Source organism: Elioraea rosea (assembly GCF_007644105.1).
Classification (GTDB): Bacteria; Pseudomonadota; Alphaproteobacteria; order Acetobacterales; family Acetobacteraceae; genus Elioraea_A; species Elioraea_A rosea.
This window is the reverse complement of sequence record NZ_VFAC01000015.1, coordinates 1-21066: the sequence shown is the minus strand read 5'-3', so window position 1 is coordinate 21066 and position 21066 is coordinate 1. Positions and strand designations below refer to the sequence as shown.

At 70.3% G+C, this 21066-nt stretch carries 21 protein-coding genes; 11 read left to right on the top strand and 10 right to left on the bottom strand.

From position 1 onward, the window contains the following. Nucleotides 1–121 precede the first annotated feature (121 nt). Nucleotides 122–1528 carry a PleD family two-component system response regulator gene (locus FIF60_RS11125; protein WP_144186154.1) on the bottom strand — a complete coding sequence of 469 codons (1407 nt, stop codon included), beginning with the start codon at nucleotides 1526–1528 and terminating at the stop codon, nucleotides 122–124. Nucleotides 1529–1726: 198 nt separating this feature from the next. On the opposite strand from FIF60_RS11125, the gene FIF60_RS11120 reads away from it, so the two are divergent. Together FIF60_RS11120 and FIF60_RS11115 are read left to right on the top strand one after the other, a co-directional pair. Further along, on the top strand, nucleotides 1727–2341 hold the full coding sequence (locus tag FIF60_RS11120) for a class I SAM-dependent methyltransferase (RefSeq protein WP_144186153.1): 615 nt from the start codon (nucleotides 1727–1729) through the stop codon (nucleotides 2339–2341). A gap of 88 nt (nucleotides 2342–2429) precedes the next feature. Then, nucleotides 2430–2894 carry an Hsp20/alpha crystallin family protein gene (locus FIF60_RS11115; protein ID WP_158639171.1) on the top strand — a complete coding sequence of 155 codons (465 nt, stop codon included), beginning with the start codon at nucleotides 2430–2432 and terminating at the stop codon, nucleotides 2892–2894. Between the two features lie 18 nt (nucleotides 2895–2912). Here FIF60_RS11115 and FIF60_RS11110 read toward each other — a convergent pair whose 3' ends face one another. Next, nucleotides 2913–4178 (bottom strand): NAD(P)/FAD-dependent oxidoreductase, encoded by a 1266-nt coding sequence (locus tag FIF60_RS11110; protein WP_144186151.1) that lies wholly within the window; start codon nucleotides 4176–4178, stop codon nucleotides 2913–2915. Beyond that, nucleotides 4175–4783, bottom strand: a complete 609-nt coding sequence (locus tag FIF60_RS11105) for a 2-hydroxychromene-2-carboxylate isomerase (protein WP_144186150.1) — start codon at nucleotides 4781–4783, stop codon at nucleotides 4175–4177. Before FIF60_RS11105 ends, FIF60_RS11110 begins: the two co-directional genes overlap by 4 nt. A 142-nt stretch (nucleotides 4784–4925) precedes the next feature. Here FIF60_RS11105 and FIF60_RS11100 point away from each other — a divergent pair, with 142 nt between their 5' ends. Further along, the gene (locus FIF60_RS11100) at nucleotides 4926–5411 is read left to right on the top strand and encodes a GlcG/HbpS family heme-binding protein (protein ID WP_204251167.1); all 486 of its coding nucleotides are present in this window, start codon (nucleotides 4926–4928) and stop codon (nucleotides 5409–5411) included. A gap of 19 nt (nucleotides 5412–5430) precedes the next feature. On the opposite strand, the gene FIF60_RS11095 is transcribed toward FIF60_RS11100, so the two are convergent. After that, a complete protein-coding gene (locus tag FIF60_RS11095) occupies nucleotides 5431–6105 on the bottom strand; it encodes a hypothetical protein (protein ID WP_144186149.1) in 675 nt (224 codons plus the stop codon). A gap of 256 nt (nucleotides 6106–6361) precedes the next feature. Between FIF60_RS11095 and FIF60_RS11090 the strand changes: the two genes are divergently transcribed. Continuing rightward, complete coding sequence (locus FIF60_RS11090; protein WP_158639170.1) at nucleotides 6362–7732, top strand: phosphatase PAP2 family protein; 1371 nt, start codon at nucleotides 6362–6364, stop codon at nucleotides 7730–7732. A 182-nt stretch (nucleotides 7733–7914) separates the two neighbouring features. Here FIF60_RS11090 and ssb read toward each other — a convergent pair whose 3' ends face one another. After that, nucleotides 7915–8424: a single-stranded DNA-binding protein gene (gene ssb / locus FIF60_RS11085; RefSeq protein WP_144186147.1), complete on the bottom strand. Its 510-nt coding sequence runs from the start codon at nucleotides 8422–8424 to the stop codon at nucleotides 7915–7917. A 157-nt stretch (nucleotides 8425–8581) separates the two neighbouring features. On the opposite strand from ssb, the gene uvrA reads away from it, so the two are divergent. Further along, the gene (gene uvrA, locus FIF60_RS11080) at nucleotides 8582–11461 is read left to right on the top strand and encodes an excinuclease ABC subunit UvrA (RefSeq protein WP_144186146.1); all 2880 of its coding nucleotides are present in this window, start codon (nucleotides 8582–8584) and stop codon (nucleotides 11459–11461) included. 1 nt (nucleotide 11462) lies between these two features. Here uvrA and FIF60_RS11075 read toward each other — a convergent pair whose 3' ends face one another. After that, nucleotides 11463–12002: a hypothetical protein gene (locus FIF60_RS11075; RefSeq protein WP_144186145.1), complete on the bottom strand. Its 540-nt coding sequence runs from the start codon at nucleotides 12000–12002 to the stop codon at nucleotides 11463–11465. A 61-nt stretch (nucleotides 12003–12063) separates the two neighbouring features. Between FIF60_RS11075 and trmFO the strand changes: the two genes are divergently transcribed. Next, nucleotides 12064–13416 (top strand): methylenetetrahydrofolate--tRNA-(uracil(54)-C(5))-methyltransferase (FADH(2)-oxidizing) TrmFO, encoded by a 1353-nt coding sequence (trmFO, locus tag FIF60_RS11070; protein ID WP_144186144.1) that lies wholly within the window; start codon nucleotides 12064–12066, stop codon nucleotides 13414–13416. 61 nt (nucleotides 13417–13477) lie between these two features. After that, entirely contained in the window at nucleotides 13478–14689 is a 1212-nt protein-coding gene (locus FIF60_RS11065; RefSeq protein WP_158639169.1) for an MFS transporter, read from the top strand. Here the strand turns inward: FIF60_RS11065 and FIF60_RS11060 are convergent. Next, a complete protein-coding gene (locus FIF60_RS11060) occupies nucleotides 14673–15503 on the bottom strand; it encodes a phytoene/squalene synthase family protein (protein ID WP_158639168.1) in 831 nt (276 codons plus the stop codon). The two genes, FIF60_RS11065 and FIF60_RS11060, sit on opposite strands and share 17 nt — an antisense overlap. 120 nt (nucleotides 15504–15623) lie before the next feature. On the opposite strand from FIF60_RS11060, the gene FIF60_RS11055 reads away from it, so the two are divergent. Beyond that, complete coding sequence (locus FIF60_RS11055; protein ID WP_144186141.1) at nucleotides 15624–16235, top strand: superoxide dismutase; 612 nt, start codon at nucleotides 15624–15626, stop codon at nucleotides 16233–16235. 123 nt (nucleotides 16236–16358) lie between these two features. Here FIF60_RS11055 and yajC read toward each other — a convergent pair whose 3' ends face one another. Further along, entirely contained in the window at nucleotides 16359–16793 is a 435-nt protein-coding gene (gene yajC, locus FIF60_RS11050) for a preprotein translocase subunit YajC (RefSeq protein ID WP_338032074.1), read from the bottom strand. Nucleotides 16794–16910: 117 nt separating this feature from the next. On the opposite strand from yajC, the gene FIF60_RS11045 reads away from it, so the two are divergent. Then, entirely contained in the window at nucleotides 16911–17666 is a 756-nt protein-coding gene (locus FIF60_RS11045; RefSeq protein ID WP_144186140.1) for an SDR family oxidoreductase, read from the top strand. A 20-nt stretch (nucleotides 17667–17686) separates the two neighbouring features. Next, entirely contained in the window at nucleotides 17687–18565 is an 879-nt protein-coding gene (locus FIF60_RS11040) for an ATP-binding protein (protein ID WP_144186139.1), read from the top strand. A 6-nt stretch (nucleotides 18566–18571) separates the two neighbouring features. Here the strand turns inward: FIF60_RS11040 and FIF60_RS11035 are convergent, their stop codons facing one another. Beyond that, complete coding sequence (locus FIF60_RS11035; protein WP_144186138.1) at nucleotides 18572–19018, bottom strand: hypothetical protein; 447 nt, start codon at nucleotides 19016–19018, stop codon at nucleotides 18572–18574. A 203-nt stretch (nucleotides 19019–19221) separates the two neighbouring features. Between FIF60_RS11035 and FIF60_RS11030 the strand changes: the two genes are divergently transcribed. Beyond that, on the top strand, nucleotides 19222–20505 hold the full coding sequence (locus FIF60_RS11030) for an MFS transporter (protein WP_144186137.1): 1284 nt from the start codon (nucleotides 19222–19224) through the stop codon (nucleotides 20503–20505). A 6-nt stretch (nucleotides 20506–20511) separates the two neighbouring features. Here the strand turns inward: FIF60_RS11030 and FIF60_RS11025 are convergent. Next, a partial coding sequence (locus tag FIF60_RS11025; RefSeq protein WP_144186136.1) for a murein hydrolase activator EnvC family protein occupies nucleotides 20512–21066 on the bottom strand: 555 nt, incomplete at its 5' end.

Here is a 21066-nt window from a genome sequence, read left to right as displayed (position 1 = left end):
GGTTGCATGCTTTACTTGGTACGCTCCCGACACGTGCGTCAGGAACGCACGCGGCTGCGGGCGCCGCGCGGTCCACGGATGGCAGGAAGAGTGAGGGACGGGGAGCGCCTGGCGCGGAGGCTCAGGTCGTCGCCGGCGCTCCGGTGTCGCCAGGCATCGTCGCGACACGGTTCCGGCCTGCGCGCTTCGCCTCGTAGAGCGCGGCATCGGCCATCTGCAGGAGCCGTTCGTCCGCGCCGTCGCCCTCGAAATCGGCAGGCTGCGAGAGGGTGGCGAGGCCGATGCTGGCGGTGAGCGGCAGAAGCGGCGCCTCCGGGCCCGGCCGGAAGGCAAGCCGCGCGATCTCGCCGCGAAGCCGCTCCGCAGCAACCATCGCATCGGGCATGTTCGCGCCCGGCATCACCACGACGAACTCCTCGCCGCCGTAGCGCGCCACCGTGTCGAACAGCCGCACATTGCCGCGGATGCAGCCAGCGACCAGCCTGAGCGCGGCATCGCCCACCGGGTGGCCGTGCTGGTCGTTGATGCGCTTGAAGTGGTCGAGGTCGATCATCAGCGCGGAGACGGCGCCGCCGGCCGACCGCACGGAGCCGATCAGGGAGCGGAGATGGCCGCGCAGGTAGCGCTGGTTGTGCAGCCCCGTCAGCGGGTCCGTCAGCGCGAGCGAGATCGAGTAGGCGAGGTCGGCGCGAAGCCGGTCCTGGTAGAGCTTGCGGCGGATCTGGTTGCGCGCGCGCACGCGGAGCTCGTTGGGGTCGATCGGGGCGACGATGTAGTCGTTGGCGCCGAGCTCGAAGGCCCGGTGCAACAGGTGCATGTGCGCCTCGTCCGCGATCAGCACGAGCGGTACCTCGCGGGTCGTTGCATCGGCCCGGAGGCGGGAGGCGAAGCGGAGCGGGTCGTCCTCGCTGCCGAGCATGGAGACGATCACGATGTCGACCGGCGCCCGGGTGATCCGCTCGAAGCCTGCGGCCGCGCTGCGCTCGGTCGTGCTGTCGATCCCTTCCGCCGCGAGCGCCTCGGCGATGCGCTCGAGGGTGTGGGGGTTGTCGTCGACCACCAGCGCGCGGGCGCCGCGCACGGAGGGCGGCAGCGCCCCGGCGCCGACGCCGAGCTGGTGCGTCGTCTCCGCCCTGAGCCGCCACTCGTCGAGAAGCCGCTTGAGGCGGACGAGCGAGCGCACGCGGGCAAGAAGCGTCTCGTCATCGACCGGCTTGGTGAGGAAATCGTCCGCCCCCGCCTCGAGGCCCCTCACCCGCTCGGTGGTCTCCCCGAGGGCGGTGACCATCACGACGGGGACATGCTCGGTCGCCCGGTCGGCCTTCAGGCGGCGGCAGACCTCGAACCCGTCCATCCCCGGCATCATCACGTCGAGCAGCACCAGGTCGGGCGCCCAGTCATGCGCAGCCTCGAGCGCGCGCTGCCCATCCTGGACCGCGAGAACCTCATAGTACTCGGCAGCCAGCTTCGCCTCCAGAAGGCGGAGGTTCGCGAGCACATCGTCGACAACGAGGATTCGGGCGCTCATGGGGCGTGATGTTCCACAACCTAGAATAACGAATCGTGCCCAGCCCGCACCCGAAATCGCGAGGCCGCTGTGTGCGCCGCAGCACACGACCGCCGCGTGCAACCGTCATCGAACCGAGATGGCGCCCCGCGCCTGCCCCCGTCGTCCTGCCGTTCGCTGTCTTTCCGACACCGCGAGAAAGGACGAGTCGACCACGCCATGGTACCTGCCGGAACCCACGCGGAGACGCGCTCCGCCTCCACCCCCGCCTCGCGGACCCTTCTTTTCCTCAGGCGCTGGGTAGCCAACCCCCTGGAAATGGGCTCGATCGTGCCCTCCTCCCCCGCGCTCGGCCGGCGCGTCGCCGCAGCGGCGAAGCGGATCGCCGCCGGGGCGCCCGTGGTCGAGCTCGGCGCGGGCACCGGGGCGATCACGCGGGCGCTGCTCGAGGGCGGCATCGCCCCGGCACGGCTGACCGTAGTCGAGATCGTGCCGGAGATGGCGGATGTGCTGGCCGCGGCCTACCAAGGCGTGAATGTCGTCTGTGGCGATGCCTGGTCGCTGCGCACTCTCCTCGGGCCGGAAGCGACGGGGCGGGTTGGCGCGGTGGTCTGCGGCATCCCGCTCGTCCTCCTCCCGCGGCCGCGCCAGGCGGCGCTGATCGAGGCCATCGAGGACGCCGCACCGGGCCGCGGCTTCCTTCACTACTCATACTGCATCACCTCGCCCCTGCCCCGCGCCGCGCACGGGCTCGAGGGCAGGCGGCTCGCCTGGACCCCGCTCAACCTCCCGCCCGCCTCGGTATGGCATTACCGCCCGCGCGCGGCAGGTTGAGGTCGATCAAGGAAACCCTGGCGGTGACGGCGTAGTTCCTTCCCGGCGCCCAGGTGGAATGCGGGCGCCCGAGAAGGAGGACCAGGCGATGGCACTCTTGCCCAATCTGTTCGGCGGTTCAGGCGGCATCGACCGCATGCTCGAGGACGTGCGCCGGCTGCAGCAGCAGATGGAGAAGGCGTTCGGCGGAAGCGGGCCGATGCCGCTCATGCGCTCCGACTGGCAGCCAGCGATCGACGTGAAGGAGAATCCGGACGGCATCACCGTCACCGCCGAGCTTCCGGGGCTCGACGACAAGGATGTCGAGATCTCGCTCGACGAGGACGTGCTGACGATCAAGGGCGAGAAGCGGACGGAGGAGAAGCGCGAGGAGAAGGGCTGGCACGTTCAGGAGCGCAGCTACGGCGCCTTCTCCCGCGCGCTGCAACTTCCCTTCACGCCGAAGACCGACGCCGTGCAGGCGAACTTCGTCAAGGGCGTGCTGACCGTGATGCTTCCCCGACCGCCCGAGGCCGAGAAGCCAAGGACCCGCATCGAGATCAAGACCGGCTGACCGCCCGGCCCGCCCCCCTCAGCGGAAGCGGGTGGGGGAGAACGGGGCGAGGTCGATCGCCGGCGCACGCTGCGCCACGAGGTCGGCCACCAGGGCGGCTGTCTTCGGCGCGGCGGCAAGGCCGATATGCCCATGCCCGAAGGCGTGGACGATGTCGGCCGAGCCGCTGGCCGGCCCGAGTACGGGAAGCCCATCCGCGACCGAAGGCCTGTGGCCCATCCAGCGCCTGATCCGCTCCGGCGGGATGTCGGAGGGAAGTCCGGGGAGCAACCGCCGCGCGAGCGCGAGCAGGACGTCGGACCGCGCCCAGGCCGGCTCGGCCGTGATCGAGGCGAGCTCGACCTGGCCGGCGACGCGCAGGCCACGGACCGTCGGCGTCAGGGGCGTCTTGGCATCGGCCACCATCACGGGGGTGCGCACGGAGGCCTCCGGCGCCTCGATCACGATGTGGTAGCCGCGCTCGCTCTCGATCGGCACGGAATCGCCCGCCGCGGCAGCGAGCGCCTTGCCATGCGCGCCGACGGCGATGACGGCGCGGTCGGCAGCGACGCGGCCGTCCGAGGTCAGCACTGCCTGGAGACGCCCGGCCCTGATCTCGAAGCCTGTCGCACGCGCGCGGCGGTGCATCGCCCCCTGCGCCAGAGCGGCCGAGGCGAGCGCGGCAACATAAGCGCCCGGATCGGTCACGTGCGCGGCGTCCTCGAGAAGCAGGGCGAAACGATACTCGCGTGACAGGGCCGGCTCGCGCTGGTGCAGCTCCTCCGCCGAGAGCTCCAGCCACCGCACGCCCGCCTCGCGCCGCAGCCGCCAGCCGAGCGCCTCGGCCTCGAAGGCTGCACGGTCGCGGAACGCGTAGAGATGGCCGTTGCGGGCGATCAGCTCAGACACCCCTGCCGAGGCCGCAAGCGCCTCGTGCCGCTCCACAGCGTCATGGACGAGGCCGCGCAGCGCCCGGCTCGTGCGCTCCACCTTGGCGACCGTCGAGCCGGCGCGGAGGAAGCGGACGAGCCAGGGAGCGAGGGTGGGAAGATGCGCCCAGCGGATGGTGAGCGGCCCCAGCGGGTCGGACAGCCAGCCCGGAACCTTTCTCCACACCCCGGGCGTTGCCATCGGCACGACGCTTTCGGGGCTGATCCAGCAGGCGTTGCCGTAGGAGGCGGCCTGCTCGCCGCCAGGCTCGCCTGGCTCGATGAGGGTGACGTGGTGGCCTTCGCGGGCGAGCGTCAGCGCCGTGGCAGCTCCGACGGCACCCGCGCCGATGACGGCGACGGAGAGCGCGCTCATGCCGCGCGACGCGACAGGTGTTCGTCGAGGAAGAACAGCCTGTCCTGGCCCCAGATCCAGAGATCGCCGCAGAAGATCGTCGGGCTGCCGAACACGCCGCGCTCGGCGGCCTCGCGGTTGTTCGCCTGCCATTCCGCGAGGATGGCGGGTGCGTCCTCGGCCGCGAGCAGCGCGGCTCCATCCATGCCGTTCTCATCGGCGATGGCGCGGCGCGTCTCGGGCAGCGCGATGTCCCGCTCCTCGACCCAGAGCGCGCGGAGAAGCGCGTGCGACAGCCGCATCGCGTCCTGCCCCGCTGCCTGTGCTGCCATCACCATCCTTCCGGCGGGTCGCTGGTCGGCAGGCGGGTAGAAGCGCGGGCGAAGGTTCAGCGGCAGGCCGAGGGCGCGGCGCCAGCGGTCAAGCTCCAGCGCGTGGTATTCCTGGCGCGCGAGCGGGCGGGTGCGCAGAGGGATGCCGCCATTGTCGGGAACCACCTCGAGGAAGTCGTACGGCTTCAGCACGAGCGTCGCGCGGTGGCGGCGGATGATGTCGGAAAGCTGCGGCCCGCCGAGATACATCCACGGGCTCGAGAGCGTGTAGTAGCAACTGACCGTCTCGGTCATCTCTGTCCTTTCGCGGCAATGCGTCCATCCTAGCGTCCGTGTCGCATCTGGAAAGAGGCGCGCCCCGTGCTACCGTGCCTGCCGTGGCGTGCCGGGCGCCCAGGAGAGAACGTCGAAGACGACCGTGGAAGGGAGAACGTCGATGATGCGCCAGGCATTGCTTGCCGCGACTGCTCTGTTGATGGGTGGCGGGGCACAGGCCCAGCTGATCCAGGAACGAACCGTTTCGCTTGCCGCCGCCCAGGCGCTCGCGCTCGCCGCCGTCGAGGCCTGCGCCGCGCGGAACTTCAACGTGGCCGCGACGGTCGTCGATCGGGCAGGCGTGGTGCGTGCGATGCTCCGGGCGGACAGGGCCGGGCCGCACACGCTCGGCGCAAGCCGCAAGAAGGCCTACACCTCCGCCTCGGCGCGCAACGCGACCTCTGCCATGGCCCAGGCAGCCGAGACCAATCCCGGAGCGCGCAACCTCGTCCACATCCCGGGCTTCCTTCTTCTCGGCGGCGGCGTGCCGATCCGCGCGGGCGACGAGGTTGTCGGCGCGATCGGCGTCGGCGGTGCGCCGAGCGGTCAGATCGACGAGGAATGCGCCAACGCCGCTCTTGAGAAGCACCGCGACATGCTGCGGTGAGCGTGCGGGGCGGCGGCGCTCAGGGGCCTTCGTAGAACTTCCGCGCCTTGAGCAGACGCACGCCGCCCGTACCGTTCACCTGGCCCCAGTTCTGGTACCAGAACTCCCATGTCGTGCCGGTACGCCAGCCAGCGATGGTGGTTCCGCCGAGGAAGTTCCCGCCCGAGTTGGTGAGCTGGTCGACATTGGCGAGGTAGGTCGGCTTCGTCAGCGAGCAGACGAGGCGCATGGCGGGAAAGTTCGGCTTCGCCGTGGCCACGAGCGTGTCGATCGCGCCGAGCGCCTGCATGCTCTGATGCGATGGCGCGTGCGCGTCCATCGTCGCCTTGTCCGAGCCGATCTGGCTGTTGGCGTGGAAGACGACGAGATGGTTCGTCGGGCTCTCGCGCCCGATGAAGAGCGCGCAACCCGACATGTTGGCGGTGATGAAGAAGTCCGGCCCCGCATTGGTCAGCCGCACCGAAGCGATCTGGTCCTGGTAGTAGGGAAGGAACACCGTGTCGTTGCCGGCGATGATCTCGATGCGCCGCAGCCCAGGGTAGGGGCTCGCGACGACGTGCGAGCGGAACGTCGAGCCGTTCTTGACGAAGTGGTGCTCGTTGTTCGTGCCGTAGAGCTGCTCGCTCACCTGCACGCCGTTTGCGAGCGCGACGTCGTAGCAGGTGTTCTGGAAGTCATTGATCGTGATTGGCATGGGCATCCTTCCCTGTCGTGCAGGGCTGCACGACCAGAGTAAGGCTATCCCGCGCCGACCGTTGCGGACAATGCATCGATCACGTTTTCGTTCTGAAATCGCCGCGAAACATCGTCTCCGCACGCTCATGCATGGACCGGCGCCGTCGCCAGGCGTGCCCGGCGAGAGAGACGGCGAACGAGGGAGACGCGCCGCCCCCGGCGGACGGACCGCGATCATATCGTTCGCTCTGCGCAACATGCTGTGGAGAGAGACGATGACACTGCTGCGAACCCTGCGACGAAGCGCGCTCGCCATGCCGCTTCTCGCCTCCCTGTCGCCCGCCGTTGCCGAAGCACCGGGCGACGTTGCGCGATGGCCCACCTGGATCATCGCCTCGCCGTCCGAGCTCCGCCTCCCCGCCCCGCCCGATGAAGCGGCGACGCGGGGCGAGCTCGAGGAGCTGCGCCGCCTCGCCGCGCGGCGCGACGCGGCGATGCTTGCGCGCATCCGGCACTGGGACGCGGGCGGGCCGGCCTATCGCTGGAACGAGATCGCGGTCGCTGAGGCCGTCAGGCGCGGCATCCCCGCCCCGCTCTTCGGACGGCATCTCGCGCTGATGAACGCCGCGATCCATGACGCGACGGTCGCCTCCTACGACAGCAAGGCCGCGCATGGGCGGGTGCGCCCGTCCGCAGTCGACGCGACGCTCACGACCGCGCTGCCGAGCCAGGCAACGCCCTCCTACCCCTCCGAGCACGCGGCCGCCGCGGCCGCGGCTGCTTCGGTCCTCGCCTACATCTTCCCCGAGAAGGCGGCTGCGTATGCGGCGATGGCCCGCGAGGCAGGCGAAAGCCGAATCGCTGCGGGCCTGCAGTATCGAAGCGATGTCGAGGCCGGCATGACGCTGGGCGAAGCGGTCGGCGCGCGTGCCGTGGCGCGCGGCCGGGCGGACGGGTCGGACGCGCGCTGGACCGGCACGGTGCCGACAGGGCCCGGGAAATGGCAGGGGACGGCGCCTGCCCTGCCCCAGGCCGGAACCTGGAGGACCTGGGCACTCGGCCGTGGCGATGCGATCCGCCCGGCCGCTCCGGCCTTCGATGGGCCGGAAATCGCCCGCGACCTTGCCGAGCTTCGCGCGATGGATCCGTCGCGGGTGCAGTCCGCTGCGGCGGTGTACTGGGAGGCGGCGGCGGGCGGGCTCCGCTCACCCGCCTTCTGGAACGAGGTGACGGCACGGAAGGTCCTGGAACACGGGCTTGCCGCCAACCCGGCCGAGGCGGTGCGCGCCTTCGCGCTCGTCTCCATCGCCTTCCACGATGCCGCCGTGGCGTGCTGGGACGCGAAGTATGCCTACTGGCTGATCCGCCCCGCACAACTCGACCCGAGCCTCAAGCCGCTCTTCGCGGCCCCTCCGCACCCGAGCTACCCCTCGGCGCATGCCTGCCTCTCGGGCGGGGCGGGGGCGATGCTCGTGCGCCTGTTCCCGTCGGACCGGGAGCAGATCGAGGCGCTGATGCGTGAGGCAGGCGAATCCCGCCTCTGGGCGCGCATCCACTACCGGGTGGACGTCGAGGCAGGCAACGAGGTCGGCCGTCGCGCCGCCGAGAAGGTAGCGACGATGGGCGGGCTCACGATGATGCAGTGAGAGACCACTTGATCATTCTACTGCCGCGGCCGTCTGGCATCGGCTTCCTGCGCTTCCGGTGCTGACGGCCGATCAGGCCGCTCCGCTCCGGTCCTCGGAAACCGCGCCATACGACTCACGGCAGCGAATTCTGAAACGGTCTCTGCGGCGGCGCGGGCGGCGGGAAACCGCCGCCCAAGTCTTCAGAAGGGAATGTCGTCGTCGAGGTCCCGCTTGCTGTCCCAGCCGCCACCGCCACCGCCACCGCCGGTTCCCTGGCGCGCTGGCGCGGTACGCGCGGCGGGTCGGCTCTGGTAGCCGCCGCCCTCGTCGTCCATCGCCCCTGCCCCGCCGCCCTGGCGGCCGTCGAGAAGCGTCAGCTCGCCCTTGAAGCGGCCGATCACCACCTCGAAGGTCTCCCGCTCAACCCCGTCCTTGTCGGTGTATTTCCGGCTCTCGAGCTGGCCCTCGATGTACACCTTCGAGCCCTTGCGCAGGTACTTCTCCGCGATCTCGCCGAGCTTCTCGTTGAAGATCGCGATGCGGTGCCACTGCGTCTTCTCCTTGCGCTCGCCTGAGGCGCGGTCGTTCCACGTCTCCGAGGTCGCCACCGAGAAGGACACAACCCTGCCGCCCGATTGCTGCATCACGCGCACCTCGGGGTCGCGGCCGAGATTGCCGACGAGGATCACCTTGTTCACGCTGCCGGCCATCTTCAACGCCCTCCAGGATTCGGCACGAATGGGGGCGGAGTGTAGGCCGGGCGGGGCCCTCTTCACACCCCCATGACCGGCCGCCTTGGCACCTTGCGCGCCCGCCCCCACATGGGCTTTGTTCACGCTCCGTTTCTCCCCCCGAGGTTGCCTCCCGATGACCGATGCCATCCGCGTCCGCGGCGCCCGCGAGCACAACCTCAAGGGGGTGGATGTCGAGATTCCCCGCCACAGCCTGACGGTGATCACCGGCCTCTCCGGCTCGGGCAAGTCCTCGCTCGCCTTCGACACGATCTACGCCGAGGGCCAGCGCCGCTATGTCGAGAGCCTCTCGGCCTATGCGCGGCAGTTCCTCGAGCTGATGCAGAAGCCGGACGTCGACAGCATCGAGGGCCTGTCGCCGGCGATCTCGATCGACCAGAAGACGACCTCGCGCAACCCGCGCTCGACCGTCGGCACCGTCACCGAAATCAACGACTACATGCGGCTTCTCTGGGCCCGCGTCGGCGTGCCGCACTCCCCTGCCACCGGCCTGCCCATCGAGGCGCAGACGGTGAGCCAGATGGTCGACCGTGTGCTCGCCATGCCGGAGGGAACGCGGCTCTACCTCCTCGCGCCCGTCGTGCGCGGGCGGAAGGGCGAGTACAAGAAGGAACTCGCCGAACTTCAGAAGCGCGGCTTCCAGCGCGTGAAGGTGGACGGCACGCTCTACGAGATCGATGCCGTGCCGCCGATGGACAAGAAGCGCAAGCACGACATCGAGGTGGTGGTCGACCGCCTGGTGGTGCGCGAGGGAATCGCGGCCCGGCTCGCCGACAGCTTCGAGACCGCCCTCGCCCTGGCGGACGGCATCGCCATCGCCGAGAACGCCGATGCGAGGAAGGGAGCCGAGCCCGAGCGCACGGTGTTCAGCGCCAAGTTCGCCTGCCCCGTCTCCGGCTTCACCATCGCGGAGATCGAGCCGAGGCTCTTCTCCTTCAACGCGCCGGCCGGCGCCTGCCCGGCCTGCGACGGCCTGGGTGTGACGACGTATTTCGACGCCGATCTCGTCGTGCCAGATGATCGCCTCTCCCTCGAGGAAGGCGCGGTCGCGCCCTGGGAGAACGCCTCCTCTCCCTACTACCGGCAGACGCTGCAGAGCCTCTCGCGGCATCTCAAGGTCACCATGAAGACGCCGTGGAAGGATCTGCCGAAGGCCGCGCGCGAGGCGATCCTGCACGGCACCGGCGAGACGCCCGTGACGATGCGCTACCAGGATGGGCTTCGCGCCTACGAGACGAAGAAGCCCTTCGAAGGCGTGGTCGCCAACCTGGAGCGTCGCTGGCGCGAGACCGACAGCGCCTGGGTGCGCGAGGAGCTGGCGCGCTACCAGAACGACGCGCCGTGCGAGGCCTGCGGCGGCTATCGCCTGAAGCCGGAGGCGCTGTCGGTGAAGATCCGCGGCCTGCATATCGGCCAGGCCTCTGCCTTCTCGATCCGCGAGGCCGCCGCCTGGTTCAAGGAGCTGCCGAAGCATCTCAGCGAGAAGAACATGGAGATCGCGCGCCGCATCCTGCGCGAGATCGACGAGCGCCTCGGCTTCCTCAACGACGTCGGCCTCGAATACCTCACCCTGTCGCGCGGCTCGGCCACGCTCTCCGGCGGGGAGAGCCAGCGCATCCGGCTCGCGAGTCAGATCGGCTCGGGGCTCACCGGCGTGCTCTACGTGCTCGACGAGCCCTCGATCGGCCTGCACCAGCGTGACAACGAGCGGCTTCTCGGAACCCTCAAGCGGCTGCGTGACATCGGCAACACGGTGATCGTCGTCGAGCACGACGAGGACGCGATCCGCGCCGCCGACCACCTGGTCGACATGGGGCCTGGCGCTGGCGTGCATGGCGGCGAGGTCGTGGCGATCGGCACGCCGGAGGAGGTGTTCGCCAACCGCAACAGCCTGACGGCCGACTACATGACGGGCCGCCGCCGCGTTCCGCTTCCCGAGCGGCGGCGCGCGATCGACCGCAAGCGCCTGCTGAAAGTGGTGGGTGCGACCGGCAACAACCTCAAGGACGTCACCGCCGCCTTCCCGCTCGGCACGCTCACCTGCGTCACCGGCGTCTCGGGCGGCGGCAAGTCCTCGCTCGTCATCGACACGTTGTACCGCGCCGTTGCGCGGCGGCTGATGGGAACGCGCGAGGCGCCCTCGCCGCATGACCGGATCGAGGGCATAGAGCTTCTCGACAAGGTGATCGACATCGACCAGTCGCCCATCGGGCGCACCCCGCGCTCGAACCCCGCGACCTACACGGGCGCCTTCGCCCCGATCCGGGACTGGTTCGCCGAGCTGCCCGAGGCGCGCCAGCGCGGCTACAAGCCGGGCCGCTTCAGCTTCAACGTCAAGGGGGGGCGGTGCGAGGCCTGCCAGGGCGACGGCGTCACGCGCATCGAGATGCACTTCCTTCCCGACGTCTACGTCACCTGCGATTCGTGCAAGGGGAAGCGTTACAACCGCGAAACGCTCGAGATCCAGTTCCGCGGCAAGTCGATCGCCGACGTGCTGGAGATGACGGTCGAGGACGGGGTGGAGTTCTTCTCCGCCGTGCCGCCGATCCGCGACAAGCTGCGCACGCTCGCAGAGGTCGGGCTCTCCTACGTCACGCTCGGCCAGCCTGCGACGACGCTGTCTGGCGGTGAGGCGCAGCGCGTGAAGCTTGCGAAGGAACTTTCCCGTCGCGCGACGGGCCGCACCCTCTACATCCTCGACGAGCCGACCACGGGGCTGCATTTCGAGGACGTTCGGCGGCTTCTCGAGGTGCTGCACGCGCTCGTCGATGCCGGCAACACGGTGGTGGTGATCGAGCACAATCTCGAGGTGATCAAGACCGCCGACTGGATCATCGATCTCGGCCCCGAGGGAGGCGATGGCGGCGGCCGCATCGTCGCCGAAGGCACGCCCGAGACGGTGGCGGTGGCGAAGGACAGCCACACCGGCCGCTTCCTCGCGCCCGTGCTCACGCGGGATTCGGCACCCGCGAAACGGCGCCGCGCGGCCGAGTGAGCTAACCCGAGATCACGGGCCAGACGAGCGCCTCGCCCTCGTAGGACGCGCGCCGCACCACCACGGCATCGTCGTCGCCGCGCAGGAACAGCGGCACGGGCCCGCTATTCTCGCCCACGAGGAGGTCGAGACCGCGGATCATGATCACCGCCTCGGTCTCGAGGATGCTCGACCACGACCGCCCGATGTTCTTGATCGCCGCCCAGCGGCCAGGCGTCGAGCGGAAGAAGTACATGTAGCGCGCGAAATCCTCCCCGCCGCCGATGCCGAACGGCAGGTCGATCACGGAGTAGTCGCGCAGCCAGCGCCCCCGGCTGTAGCCATGCCCCGCAAGCAGCCGGATGGTGCAGATGCGCGCGAGCCCACGCGTGGCGGGAAGGCTGCGCGCAGCCTCGGCCCACTCCCCGCTCGGCGCGCCGCCCTGGCGCTGCACGATGTCGCCGAGCCGCGCCAGAGGCGTGATGTGCACGAGCGTCGCCCCCGCAACGGCGAGGCGCTGGTTGGCGGTTGCCGGGAGGGCGATGGGGATGGGCAGCGCCATGGCGGCCAGGATACGCCCATGCGGCGTTGAACGCGATGCGGGAGGGGGCTATCTCCCCCGGATGGGTGATGCGGTTCACATAGTCGGCGCAGGGCTCGCCGGCTCCGAGGCGGCCTGGCAGCTCGCCGAGGCAGGCGTGCCGGTGGTGCTGCACGAGATGCGCCCGGTGCGGATGACGGAGGCGCACGGCACGGAGAACTTCGCCGAGCTCGTCTGCTCCAACTCCTTCCGCGCCGACGATCCGCTCTACAACGCGGTCGGGCTGCTGCACGAGGAGATGCGTCGGCTCGGCAGCATCATCCTCCGCACGGGAGAGGCGCACAGGCTTCCCGCCGGCGGCGCGCTCGCGGTGGATCGCGACGGGTTCTCGGCGGCCGTCACCGCCGCGCTCGGCGCGCACCCGCTCGTCACGGTGGTGCGCGAGGAGGTCACCGGCCTTCCGCCCGCCGAGTGGGGCAGCACGATCGTCGCCACCGGCCCGCTCACCGCGCCAGGCCTCGCAGAGGCCATCCGTGCCGCGACGGGCGAGGAGAGCCTCGCCTTCTTCGATGCGATCGCGCCGATCGTGCACCGCGACAGCATCGACATGTCTATCGCCTGGATGCAGTCGCGCTACGACAAGGGCGGCGGGGCCGACTACATCAACTGCCCTCTCTCGCGCGAGGAGTACGAGGGCTTCATTGCCGCGCTGAACGCCGCAGAGAAGGGAAGCTTCAAGGAGTGGGAGGCGAACACTCCCTATTTCGATGGCTGCCTTCCCATCGAGGTGATGGCGGAGCGCGGGCCGGACACGCTTCGCTGGGGGCCGATGAAGCCCGTCGGCCTGCGTGACCCGCGAACCGGCCGCCGCCCCTGGGCCGTCGTGCAGCTGCGGCAGGACAACGCGCTCGGCACGCTCTGGAACATGGTCGGCTTCCAGACGAAGCTGAAATACGCCGAGCAGGTGCGCGTGTTCCGCACCATCCCCGGCCTCGGCGGCGCCGAGTTCGCGCGGCTCGGCGGCATGCACCGCAACACCTTCCTGAACTCGCCCCGCGTGCTCGACGGAACGCTTCGCCTGAAGGCAGCGCCGCATCTCCGCTTCGCCGGGCAGATCACGGGCGTCGAAGGCTATGTCGAGAGCGCGGCGATCGGGCTTCTGGCTGGCCGCTTCGCCGCAGCGGAGGCAAAGGGCCAGCCCCTCGCCCCGCCGCCTCCAGAGACGGCGATGGGCGCGCTTCTCGCCCACATCACGGGCGGGGCGGATGCCGAAACGTTCCAGCCGATGAACGTCAATTTCGGCCTGTTCCCGCCGCTTGCAAACCCGCCCAAGGGGCGCGAGCGCAAGCGCGCGTACTGCGAACGCGCGCTCGCGGCCGCCGATGCCTGGGCCGGCCGGCCTCACGTGCTGCCGACCCCGAAGGAAGCGGCTTAAGAATCCCCGCCGGCGCCGCCGGTCTTTCCAGGCTGCGAGGGTAGGCGCACACTCGCCGCCAATGCACGGTCGGGAGGAAAAACGCGCGCGGGCGGGGCTCGCCCTGCTCGCGATCGGAGATTATCGCCGTCTCTGGATGGTCGGCGGCCTCGCCAACGCCATGCGCTGGCTCGAGCTCATCGCCACCGGTCTGTTTGTCCTCGACGCGACGGGGGACGCGATGACCGTCGCGCTCGTCTCCGCCTCCCGCGCGATGCCGATGCTCCTGTTCGGCCCTGCCGCCGGCGCCGTGGCCGAGGCGGTGAACCGCAAGCTGCTTCTCGTCATCGGCCTGGTCATCACCACCGTCGCCGCCCTCGCCGTGACGCTGCTTGGCGCGGCGGGCTCGCTTCTCTCCTGGCATCTCGCCCTCGCCGGCTTCGCCTCCGGCCTGCTCGCCGCCGGTGAGCTCTCCGTGCGGCGCCGCATGGTCGCCGAGAGCGCGGTGGGCTCGACCATGTCGCAGGCAATCGCCTTCGACTCGATCACCAATGCCGGAACACGGCTGGTCGGCCCCGTTGCCGGCGGCGCGGCCTATGCGGCGTTCGGCATCGCCGGCGCCTACGGGCTGTCGGCGGTGCTCAACGCGGTCGCGCTCCTTCTCGTCATCCGCGTGAACCACCAGCAGGAGCGCCGCGTCCTCCGCCTCGGCGCGATGGCCTCGACGGTCGCGGAAGGCATCGCGATCGCGCGCGGGCTTCCCGCCGTGCGCACGGTGCTGATCGTCACGGTCGCGATGAACACTTTCGGCTTCTCCTACATCGCGCTCATGGCGCCGATCGGCCGGCTTGCCTTCGAGGCGACCGCCATTGGCATCGGCGTTCTCGTCGCTGCCGAGCCGCTCGGCGCGATCGGCGGCGCCATCGCGCTCGCCCGCCGCTCAGGGGCAGCGAGCGTCCGGCTGTTCCTCGCGGGATCGGCGAGCTTCCTCGTGTTCCTCGCCTTCATGCCGCACGCGCCATCCTACCTGCTGGCGTTCCTTCTGCTCGTCGCCTCCGGCCTCGGCACCGCGGCGTTCGGCACGTTGCAGTCGAGCATCGTGCTGGAGAACGCCCCGGCCGATGCGCGCTCGCGCTTGATGGGGCTGGTGACGATGTGCATCGGCACGGGCCCGATCGGCATGGTGCTGTCCGGTACTGCCGCGGCCGTGCTCGGCGCGCAATGGGCGGTGACGGTGCTTTCTGTCGTCGGCGGCCTTCTGGTGGCCTACGCCGCGGTCAGAACCTTCCGCTGAGGGCTGCGCGGAACACCGCCCACTGCGCCGTGGCGCGCGGGCCTTCGACGCGCCGGTCGGACAGGTCGTTCTCCGCGCGCGCAAGACGCCGAAGCGTCCGCGCCGCGAGTGCCGCGGGAAGCAGCACCGGTACGGCCTCGCGCGGCACCGCCATCGCGCGAAGCGCAGCGAGATGTCCCGCAGCCATCTCCGCCACCTGGCCCGTGACGCGGCGCGCAGGCCCGGGCAGCGGCGTGCGCGCGAAATCGGCGACCCGCGCCCCGGCATCGGCGAGAAGCGCGCGCGGCAGCAGCGTGCGGCCCCGTGCCGCGAGGAAGGGCGCGTTGCGCAGCACGCCCGTGAGCCCGACGACGAGCCCGGCCTGCCGCGCCGCCTCTCGGCTGGCGCCATCGGTCACGCCGAGCGCATCGAGGCAGAGGCGCATCAGCCCCGCCGCACTCGCCCCCGCATAGGCCTCGAGCGCGATCGGGTCGGGGATGCCCGCCTCGTCGAGCTCGAGCTCGCGCGCGCCGATCACCGCGTCGAAGAGGGACGGCTCGAGGCCGCGGGCGGCGATCAGGCGCCCGAGAGGCTCCGCCACCGGATGGCGGCGGACCTTCCCGTGCGCCCCCTCCTCCGCAACCTCGCGCCACCACTGCAGCCGGATCATCCCGAGCCCGGGCTCGGTGACCGACGAGGCGACGCGTGCGAGCTCGGCATTGAACGCGTAGAGCACCGCGACCGGCTCGCGCGCCGTGGCAGGCGAGGCGAGCACGCAGAGGAGGCGGTCAGGGTCCGCCTCGCGAAGATGGGAGAGGATCTCGGCCTCGCTCACGCCCCGAACATGGCGTGGCCGCCGCAACCGCGCGAGGGGTCGTGCTGTTGACGTTGCATCGGCCTCGACCTAGGTCAGAACCGCACGCCGACAGACATCAAGAAACCGGAGAGAGCCCCCATGGCCTTCACCCTCCCCTCCCTGCCCTACGCGCACGGCGCCCTCGCCGAGAGCGGCATGTGCCAGGAGACGCTGGAGCTGCACCACGGCAAGCACCACCAGGCCTACGTCACGGCGCTGAACGGCTTCGTCGAGAAGGACGCGAACCTCCAGGGCAAGTCGCTCGAGGAGATCGTGAAGATGTCGTACGGCAAGCCCGACATGGCGGGCGTGTTCAACAACGCCGGCCAGCATTGGAACCACAACCTCTTCTGGCCCTGCATGAAGCCGAACGGCGGCGGCGCGCTGCCCGGCAAGCTCGAGGCGAAGATCACCTCCGACTTCGGCTCGCTCGACAAGTTCAAGGACGCCTTCAAGCAGGCCGGCGCGACGCAGTTCGGCTCGGGCTGGGCCTGGCTGGTCGTCGGCAAGGACGGCAAGCTCGCCACCGCCAAGACGCCGAACGGGTCCAACCCGCTCGCCGAAGGCACCGGCACGGCCATCCTCGGCGTGGATGTGTGGGAGCACAGCTACTACCTCGACTTCCGCAACCGGCGCCCCGACTACCTCACGAACTTCCTCGAGAAGCTCGTGAACTGGGAATACGTCGACAGCCTCCTCGCCAAGGCCTGACCGCACCGCGGTCGGGGTCGAGGGTGGCCGGCCTCGTTGGGCCGTCCACGGCGCTCCACTGGATGAAGGAAGGGGCGGGTCCTTGCGGGCCCGCCCCTTCGATTTCAGCCTCTCGCCAGGCGCTCACCCCTGCTTGGGTGGAGGTACGGCATCGTTGGCGGGCGGCGGCTCCTCGGCCTTCTCCTCCGGCTTCTCCTCGGACTTCTCCGCCTTCGGCTTGTTGTCCTGCTTGGCCGGCGCTTCCGTCCCCTCGCGCATGACGTGCTGGATCGTGCTCTTGACCACCTTCACCCGCACGTCGCGCGCGATCTCGGCGATCACCTCCTCGCTGTCGGCCGTCACGCGGATCACCGTCGCGATCAGCCCCCCGCCGGTGACGATCCTGTCGCCGCGCTTGAGGTCGACGAGCATCGCGCGATGCTCCTTCGCCTTCTTCTGCTGCGGCCTGATCAGGATGAAATAGAACACCACGAAGATCAGGACGAGCGGCAGCAGGCTCATCAGCCCGCCCGTCGGGTCGCCGCCGGCCTGGGCATAGGCGGGGGAAATCAGCATCATCGCGCTCCGGTCAGTCTCTCTCGGTCTCGGAAGGGGGCGGACCATAGCAGCGGCCCCTCCATGTTCCTAGGCACCCAGGCTCCTAGGCACGCGGGCCTCGGGAGGGAACAGGGAAACATGCGGTACAAGGGGTTCGACCTCAGCGGGCGCCGCGCGCTCGTCACGGGCGCGACGCGCGGCATCGGCCGGGCGATCGCGCAGGCGCTCGCCGAGTGTGGCGCGACCGTCCTCGTCAACGGCCGCGGCGCGGAGGGGGTGGAGCAGGCCGTCGCCTCGCTCAATTCCTCGGGGCTCGCCGCCGAGCCCCTCCCCTTCGACGTGACAGACGATGCCGCCGCCGCGGAGGCCGTGGCGAAGGCCGGGCGCATCGACATCCTGGTCAACAACGCCGGCATCCAGCATCGCGCCCCGGCCCTCGAATTCCCCGACGATGCGTGGGACGCGATCATCGCGAGCCACCTGACGAGCGTGTTCCGGCTCATCAAGCGCGTCGCCCCGCAGATGATCGAGCGGCGGTCCGGCAGGATCATCAATCTCGGCTCGCTCCTGTCGGAGCTCGGCCGCGCCAACGTTCCCGCCTACGGTGCGGCGAAGGGAGGCGTGCGGATGCTGACGCGCTGCCTCGCCACCGAGTTCGCGCCCCACAACGTGCAGGTGAACGCGATCGGGCCAGGCTACGTGAACACCGAGATGAACGCCGCGCTGATCGCCAATGCCGAGTTCAACGCCTGGGTATGCGCCCGCACGCCCGCCCGCCGCTGGGGCGAGCCGGCGGAGATCGCCGGCGCGGCCGTGTTCCTGGCCTCCGATGCGGCGAGCTACGTGACGGGGCAGATCCTCTACGTCGATGGCGGGGTGACGGCTTCGCTCTAGCCAAGTAGACATCCGCCGCCATGAACGACACGACAGAGCTTCCCCGCCTGCTCGCCCGCATCGCCGATGCGCTCGAGCGCCTCGCCCCTCCGCCGCCGGCGGCGACCGACATCGCCGGGGCCGATGCCTTCGTCTGGCAGCCCGATCCCGGCCTGCTCGCGCCCGTGCCGGTGGTCAATGCCGTCGGGCTGAAGCTCCTGCATGGGGTGGAACGCCAGCGGGACCAGCTTCTCGAGAACACCCGCCGCTTCGCCAGGGGCCTTCCGGCAAACAACGCGCTTCTCTGGGGCGCGCGCGGCATGGGCAAGTCCTCGCTCGTCAAGGCGGTGCATGCGGCGGTGAACGCCGAGGCGCGCGCGTCGGGCGGGCTCGCGCTGATCGAGATCCATCGCGAGGACATCCGCACGCTTCCCGCCCTGCTCGCGGTGCTGCGCGGGGTGAACCGGCGAGCGATCCTGTTCTGTGACGACCTCTCCTTCGACGCGGGCGAGACCGACTACAAGAGCCTGAAGGCCGTTCTCGAGGGCGGCGTCGAGGGAAGGCCGGAGACGGTGATCTTCTACGCCACCTCGAACCGCCGGCACCTTCTGCCGCGCGACATGATCGACAACGAGCGCTCCTCGGCGATCAACCCGGGCGAGGCGGTCGAGGAGAAGGTGTCGCTGTCGGATCGCTTCGGCCTGTGGCTCGGCTTCCACCACTGCGACCAGGCGACGTATTTCGCGATGGTCGAGGGCTACGCCGCCGCGTTCGGGCTCGACGTGCCGCCCGACGAGCTGAAGCGCCAGGCCGCGGAATGGTCCGTCACCCGCGGTTCGCGCTCCGGCCGCGTGGCCTGGCAGTTCGTGCAGGACCTCGCGGGGCGGCTTGGCGTGGCGATCCGCGCCTCGCCGGTCTGACCGCCGTCAGTTCGCGACGACGACTGCGCTTTGCTGCGCCGGGGCGGGCGCGCGCACCTGCTCCGGCGGGCGCGTCTCTCCGGCATCGGCCGGCATGCACATGCCCGCCGGCCGGGCCGTCGCCGGGCAGTCGGCCCTTCCATCGGCGACGCGGCGCCAGTCATTCGTCCGGCACCCGCAGCCATTGATGCAGTAGCCGACGGTGCGCCCATCCGCCGAGACGAGCGTGTTCACCCGCTCTGGCCGGGCCATCAGGTTCGGGTGGATCTGAAGCTGCTGCCACGACAGCGGACGCGAATGGGTCCAGGACAGCCCCTTGGCTTCGCAATCGGCTGTCCGCGTCGGGCCGCCGCTGAGCGGGAGGGAGGCGGGCTCCCAGCTGGTCGCACAACCACCAAGCGAAACAAGCATGGCGGCAATCAGGAAAAAGCGACTGAGGCGTGTGCGTTCCATGATACGAGCCCATCGCGATCACTGTTACGACCATGAGTAGCAGCCTTTAACGGTTCTGCAAACTGTTTTCGTATTTCGAGACGTCGTTTTTTTCGGTTTTTGGACATTTTTCTAGACTGGCTTAGGCAAGCCCAGTCGTTGACCCATCCAGCCCGTCCGGCGCAATCTGTTACGAAGATGCACCGGCCGAAGGCGCGGCCGACATGGCGCACGGTGTTGCCTCGACGGGATTGTCCCTGCCCTTCCACGGATGGCGGGTGGTGGCGGCCGCGTCCGGCATCATGGTGTTCAGCGCGGGGCTCGGCTATTTCGGGATCGGCGTCTACATCCGCACCCTGCACGCGCAGCTCGGGTGGAGCATCAGCGCCCTGTCCGCCGCAGCAAGCGGCGCGCAACTCCTGACTGGCGTCGTGTTCGCGCTCCTGCCCGACCTTCACAGTCGCTTCGGCATCGTTGCGACGACGCGCGCCGGCGGCCTCTGCCTCGCGGCCGGTGCTCTGGCATGGTCGAGCGCCGCCTCTCCCTGGGGGCTCGGCCTGGCCGCGGCGCTCACCGGCATCGGTTCCGGAGCCTGCAGCACCGTCTTGGCGTTCGCCATCATCGCTCCCTGGTTCGACAGGAAGCGCCCCGCGGCGAACGCATTGGCGGTCAACGGCTTTGCCCTCGGGGGCCTCCTGCTCGTCCCGGCCTGGGTCCTGCTGATCGATGCGGTCGGGTTCCAGTCGGCGGCGATGCTGCTGGGCGGAACAGCATTCGGCGTGATCATGGTGCTTGCCGGGCCGAGGATCAGGCTCACCCCGGCTTCGCTCGGCCAGCACCCCGACGGGGTTCCGCCCGTCGCGACGAGGCGTGCGGCAGAGCCCGACACGGGGCCGCCATTGGCCCGCGTGGCGCTGCTGCGCGACCGCGGATTCCTCACGCTCATGGCAGCATTCGCGCTCGGCCTATCCGTGCATATCGGACTTTTCGCCCATCTGCTGGTGGCACTTGCCCCGATCCTCGGTGAGCGAGGCAGCGCGCTTGCCGTCTCGCTGACCACGCTCAGCATCATCGGCGGCAGGACAGTGTTCGCCTGGTACCAGAGCGGCCCCGGCGCAACGTCTGACCGCCGCATCGCGGCAGCGGCGCTTCTGTCCCTGCAGGCCTGCGCGCTCGGCCTGCTGGCGCTCGCCGTGAGCGAGGGCGTCAGGGGCGCTGCGGCGCTGGCGGCCGGGGGATGCGTCCTGTTCGGTCTCGGGGCGTCGAACCTGGCTCCGATGGTGCCGAACATCGTCCAGGTCGAGTACCGGCGCACGGATGTCCAGCGTGTCGTGTCGTTCGCCTTCGCGCTCGCCCAGCCGGCAGGTGCGCTGGGGCCGGGTGCGATCGGCGCGCTGCGCGACCTCTCGGGCGGCTATCCTGCGCCCTTGGCGCTTGCCGTCATGGTCCAGGCAGCGTCGGCGGCCGTCATCCTCGTCGGGCGGCGCGCACGCACAGCGGCAGGCTGAGGCTTCTCAGCGCCCCGCCATCGCGCGGTCGAGCCTTGCGGCCGGGTCGACCGGCTTGCCGCCCTGGCGAACCTGGAAATGCACCTGCGGGGTCGACACCGCACCGGTCGAGCCGACCCGTGCGATCTCCTCGCCAGCCCGCACCGTCTCGCCCTGGCGCACCAGGAGCCGCTCGGCATGGCCATAGGCGGTCACCCACCCCCCCTGGTGCTGGATCAGCACGAGGTTGCCGAAGCCGCGCACCTCGTTGCCTGCGTAGATCACCGTGCCGTCGGCTGCGGCGCGAATCGGGGTGCCGCGCGGGGCGGCGATGTTCATGCCGTCATTGACCATCCCGCCGCCCTTCGCGCCGAAGGCGGAGACGACGCGGCCCTGAACCGGCCAGGCGAAGCGTCCGGGCGGCAGGCGGCGTGGCGGCGGCGAGACGCTGCGCGAGCCGGGCCGTTCCGCCCGCGTCGGCTCGTCCCGCGCCACCGCGTCTGCCAGTGCGGGAGGTGGCGGTGGCGGCAGGGGGAGCGATGCGAGCTGCTCGGCCTCCTCCGCCGCGGCGGGCGTCGCGAG

Bases quoted from the DNA above. Each gene is read 5' to 3' on its own strand.
- FIF60_RS11125 (WP_144186154.1), bottom strand. From the start codon at position 1,528: ATGAGCGCCCGAATCCTCGTTGTCGACGATGTGCTCGCGAACCTCCGC.
- FIF60_RS11120 (WP_144186153.1), top strand. From the start codon at position 1,727: ATGGTACCTGCCGGAACCCACGCGGAGACGCGCTCCGCCTCCACCCCC.
- FIF60_RS11115 (WP_158639171.1), top strand. From the start codon at position 2,430: ATGGCACTCTTGCCCAATCTGTTCGGCGGTTCAGGCGGCATCGACCGC.
- FIF60_RS11110 (WP_144186151.1), bottom strand. From the start codon at position 4,178: ATGAGCGCGCTCTCCGTCGCCGTCATCGGCGCGGGTGCCGTCGGAGCT.
- FIF60_RS11105 (WP_144186150.1), bottom strand. From the start codon at position 4,783: ATGACCGAGACGGTCAGTTGCTACTACACGCTCTCGAGCCCGTGGATG.
- FIF60_RS11100 (WP_204251167.1), top strand. From the start codon at position 4,926: ATGATGCGCCAGGCATTGCTTGCCGCGACTGCTCTGTTGATGGGTGGC.
- FIF60_RS11095 (WP_144186149.1), bottom strand. From the start codon at position 6,105: ATGCCAATCACGATCAATGACTTCCAGAACACCTGCTACGACGTCGCG.
- FIF60_RS11090 (WP_158639170.1), top strand. From the start codon at position 6,362: ATGACACTGCTGCGAACCCTGCGACGAAGCGCGCTCGCCATGCCGCTT.
- ssb (WP_144186147.1), bottom strand. From the start codon at position 8,424: ATGGCCGGCAGCGTGAACAAGGTGATCCTCGTCGGCAATCTCGGCCGC.
- uvrA (WP_144186146.1), top strand. From the start codon at position 8,582: ATGACCGATGCCATCCGCGTCCGCGGCGCCCGCGAGCACAACCTCAAG.
- FIF60_RS11075 (WP_144186145.1), bottom strand. From the start codon at position 12,002: ATGGCGCTGCCCATCCCCATCGCCCTCCCGGCAACCGCCAACCAGCGC.
- trmFO (WP_144186144.1), top strand. From the start codon at position 12,064: ATGGGTGATGCGGTTCACATAGTCGGCGCAGGGCTCGCCGGCTCCGAG.
- FIF60_RS11065 (WP_158639169.1), top strand. From the start codon at position 13,478: ATGCACGGTCGGGAGGAAAAACGCGCGCGGGCGGGGCTCGCCCTGCTC.
- FIF60_RS11055 (WP_144186141.1), top strand. From the start codon at position 15,624: ATGGCCTTCACCCTCCCCTCCCTGCCCTACGCGCACGGCGCCCTCGCC.
- yajC (WP_338032074.1), bottom strand. From the start codon at position 16,793: ATGATGCTGATTTCCCCCGCCTATGCCCAGGCCGGCGGCGACCCGACG.
- FIF60_RS11045 (WP_144186140.1), top strand. From the start codon at position 16,911: ATGCGGTACAAGGGGTTCGACCTCAGCGGGCGCCGCGCGCTCGTCACG.
- FIF60_RS11040 (WP_144186139.1), top strand. From the start codon at position 17,687: ATGAACGACACGACAGAGCTTCCCCGCCTGCTCGCCCGCATCGCCGAT.
- FIF60_RS11035 (WP_144186138.1), bottom strand. From the start codon at position 19,018: ATGGAACGCACACGCCTCAGTCGCTTTTTCCTGATTGCCGCCATGCTT.
- FIF60_RS11030 (WP_144186137.1), top strand. From the start codon at position 19,222: ATGGCGCACGGTGTTGCCTCGACGGGATTGTCCCTGCCCTTCCACGGA.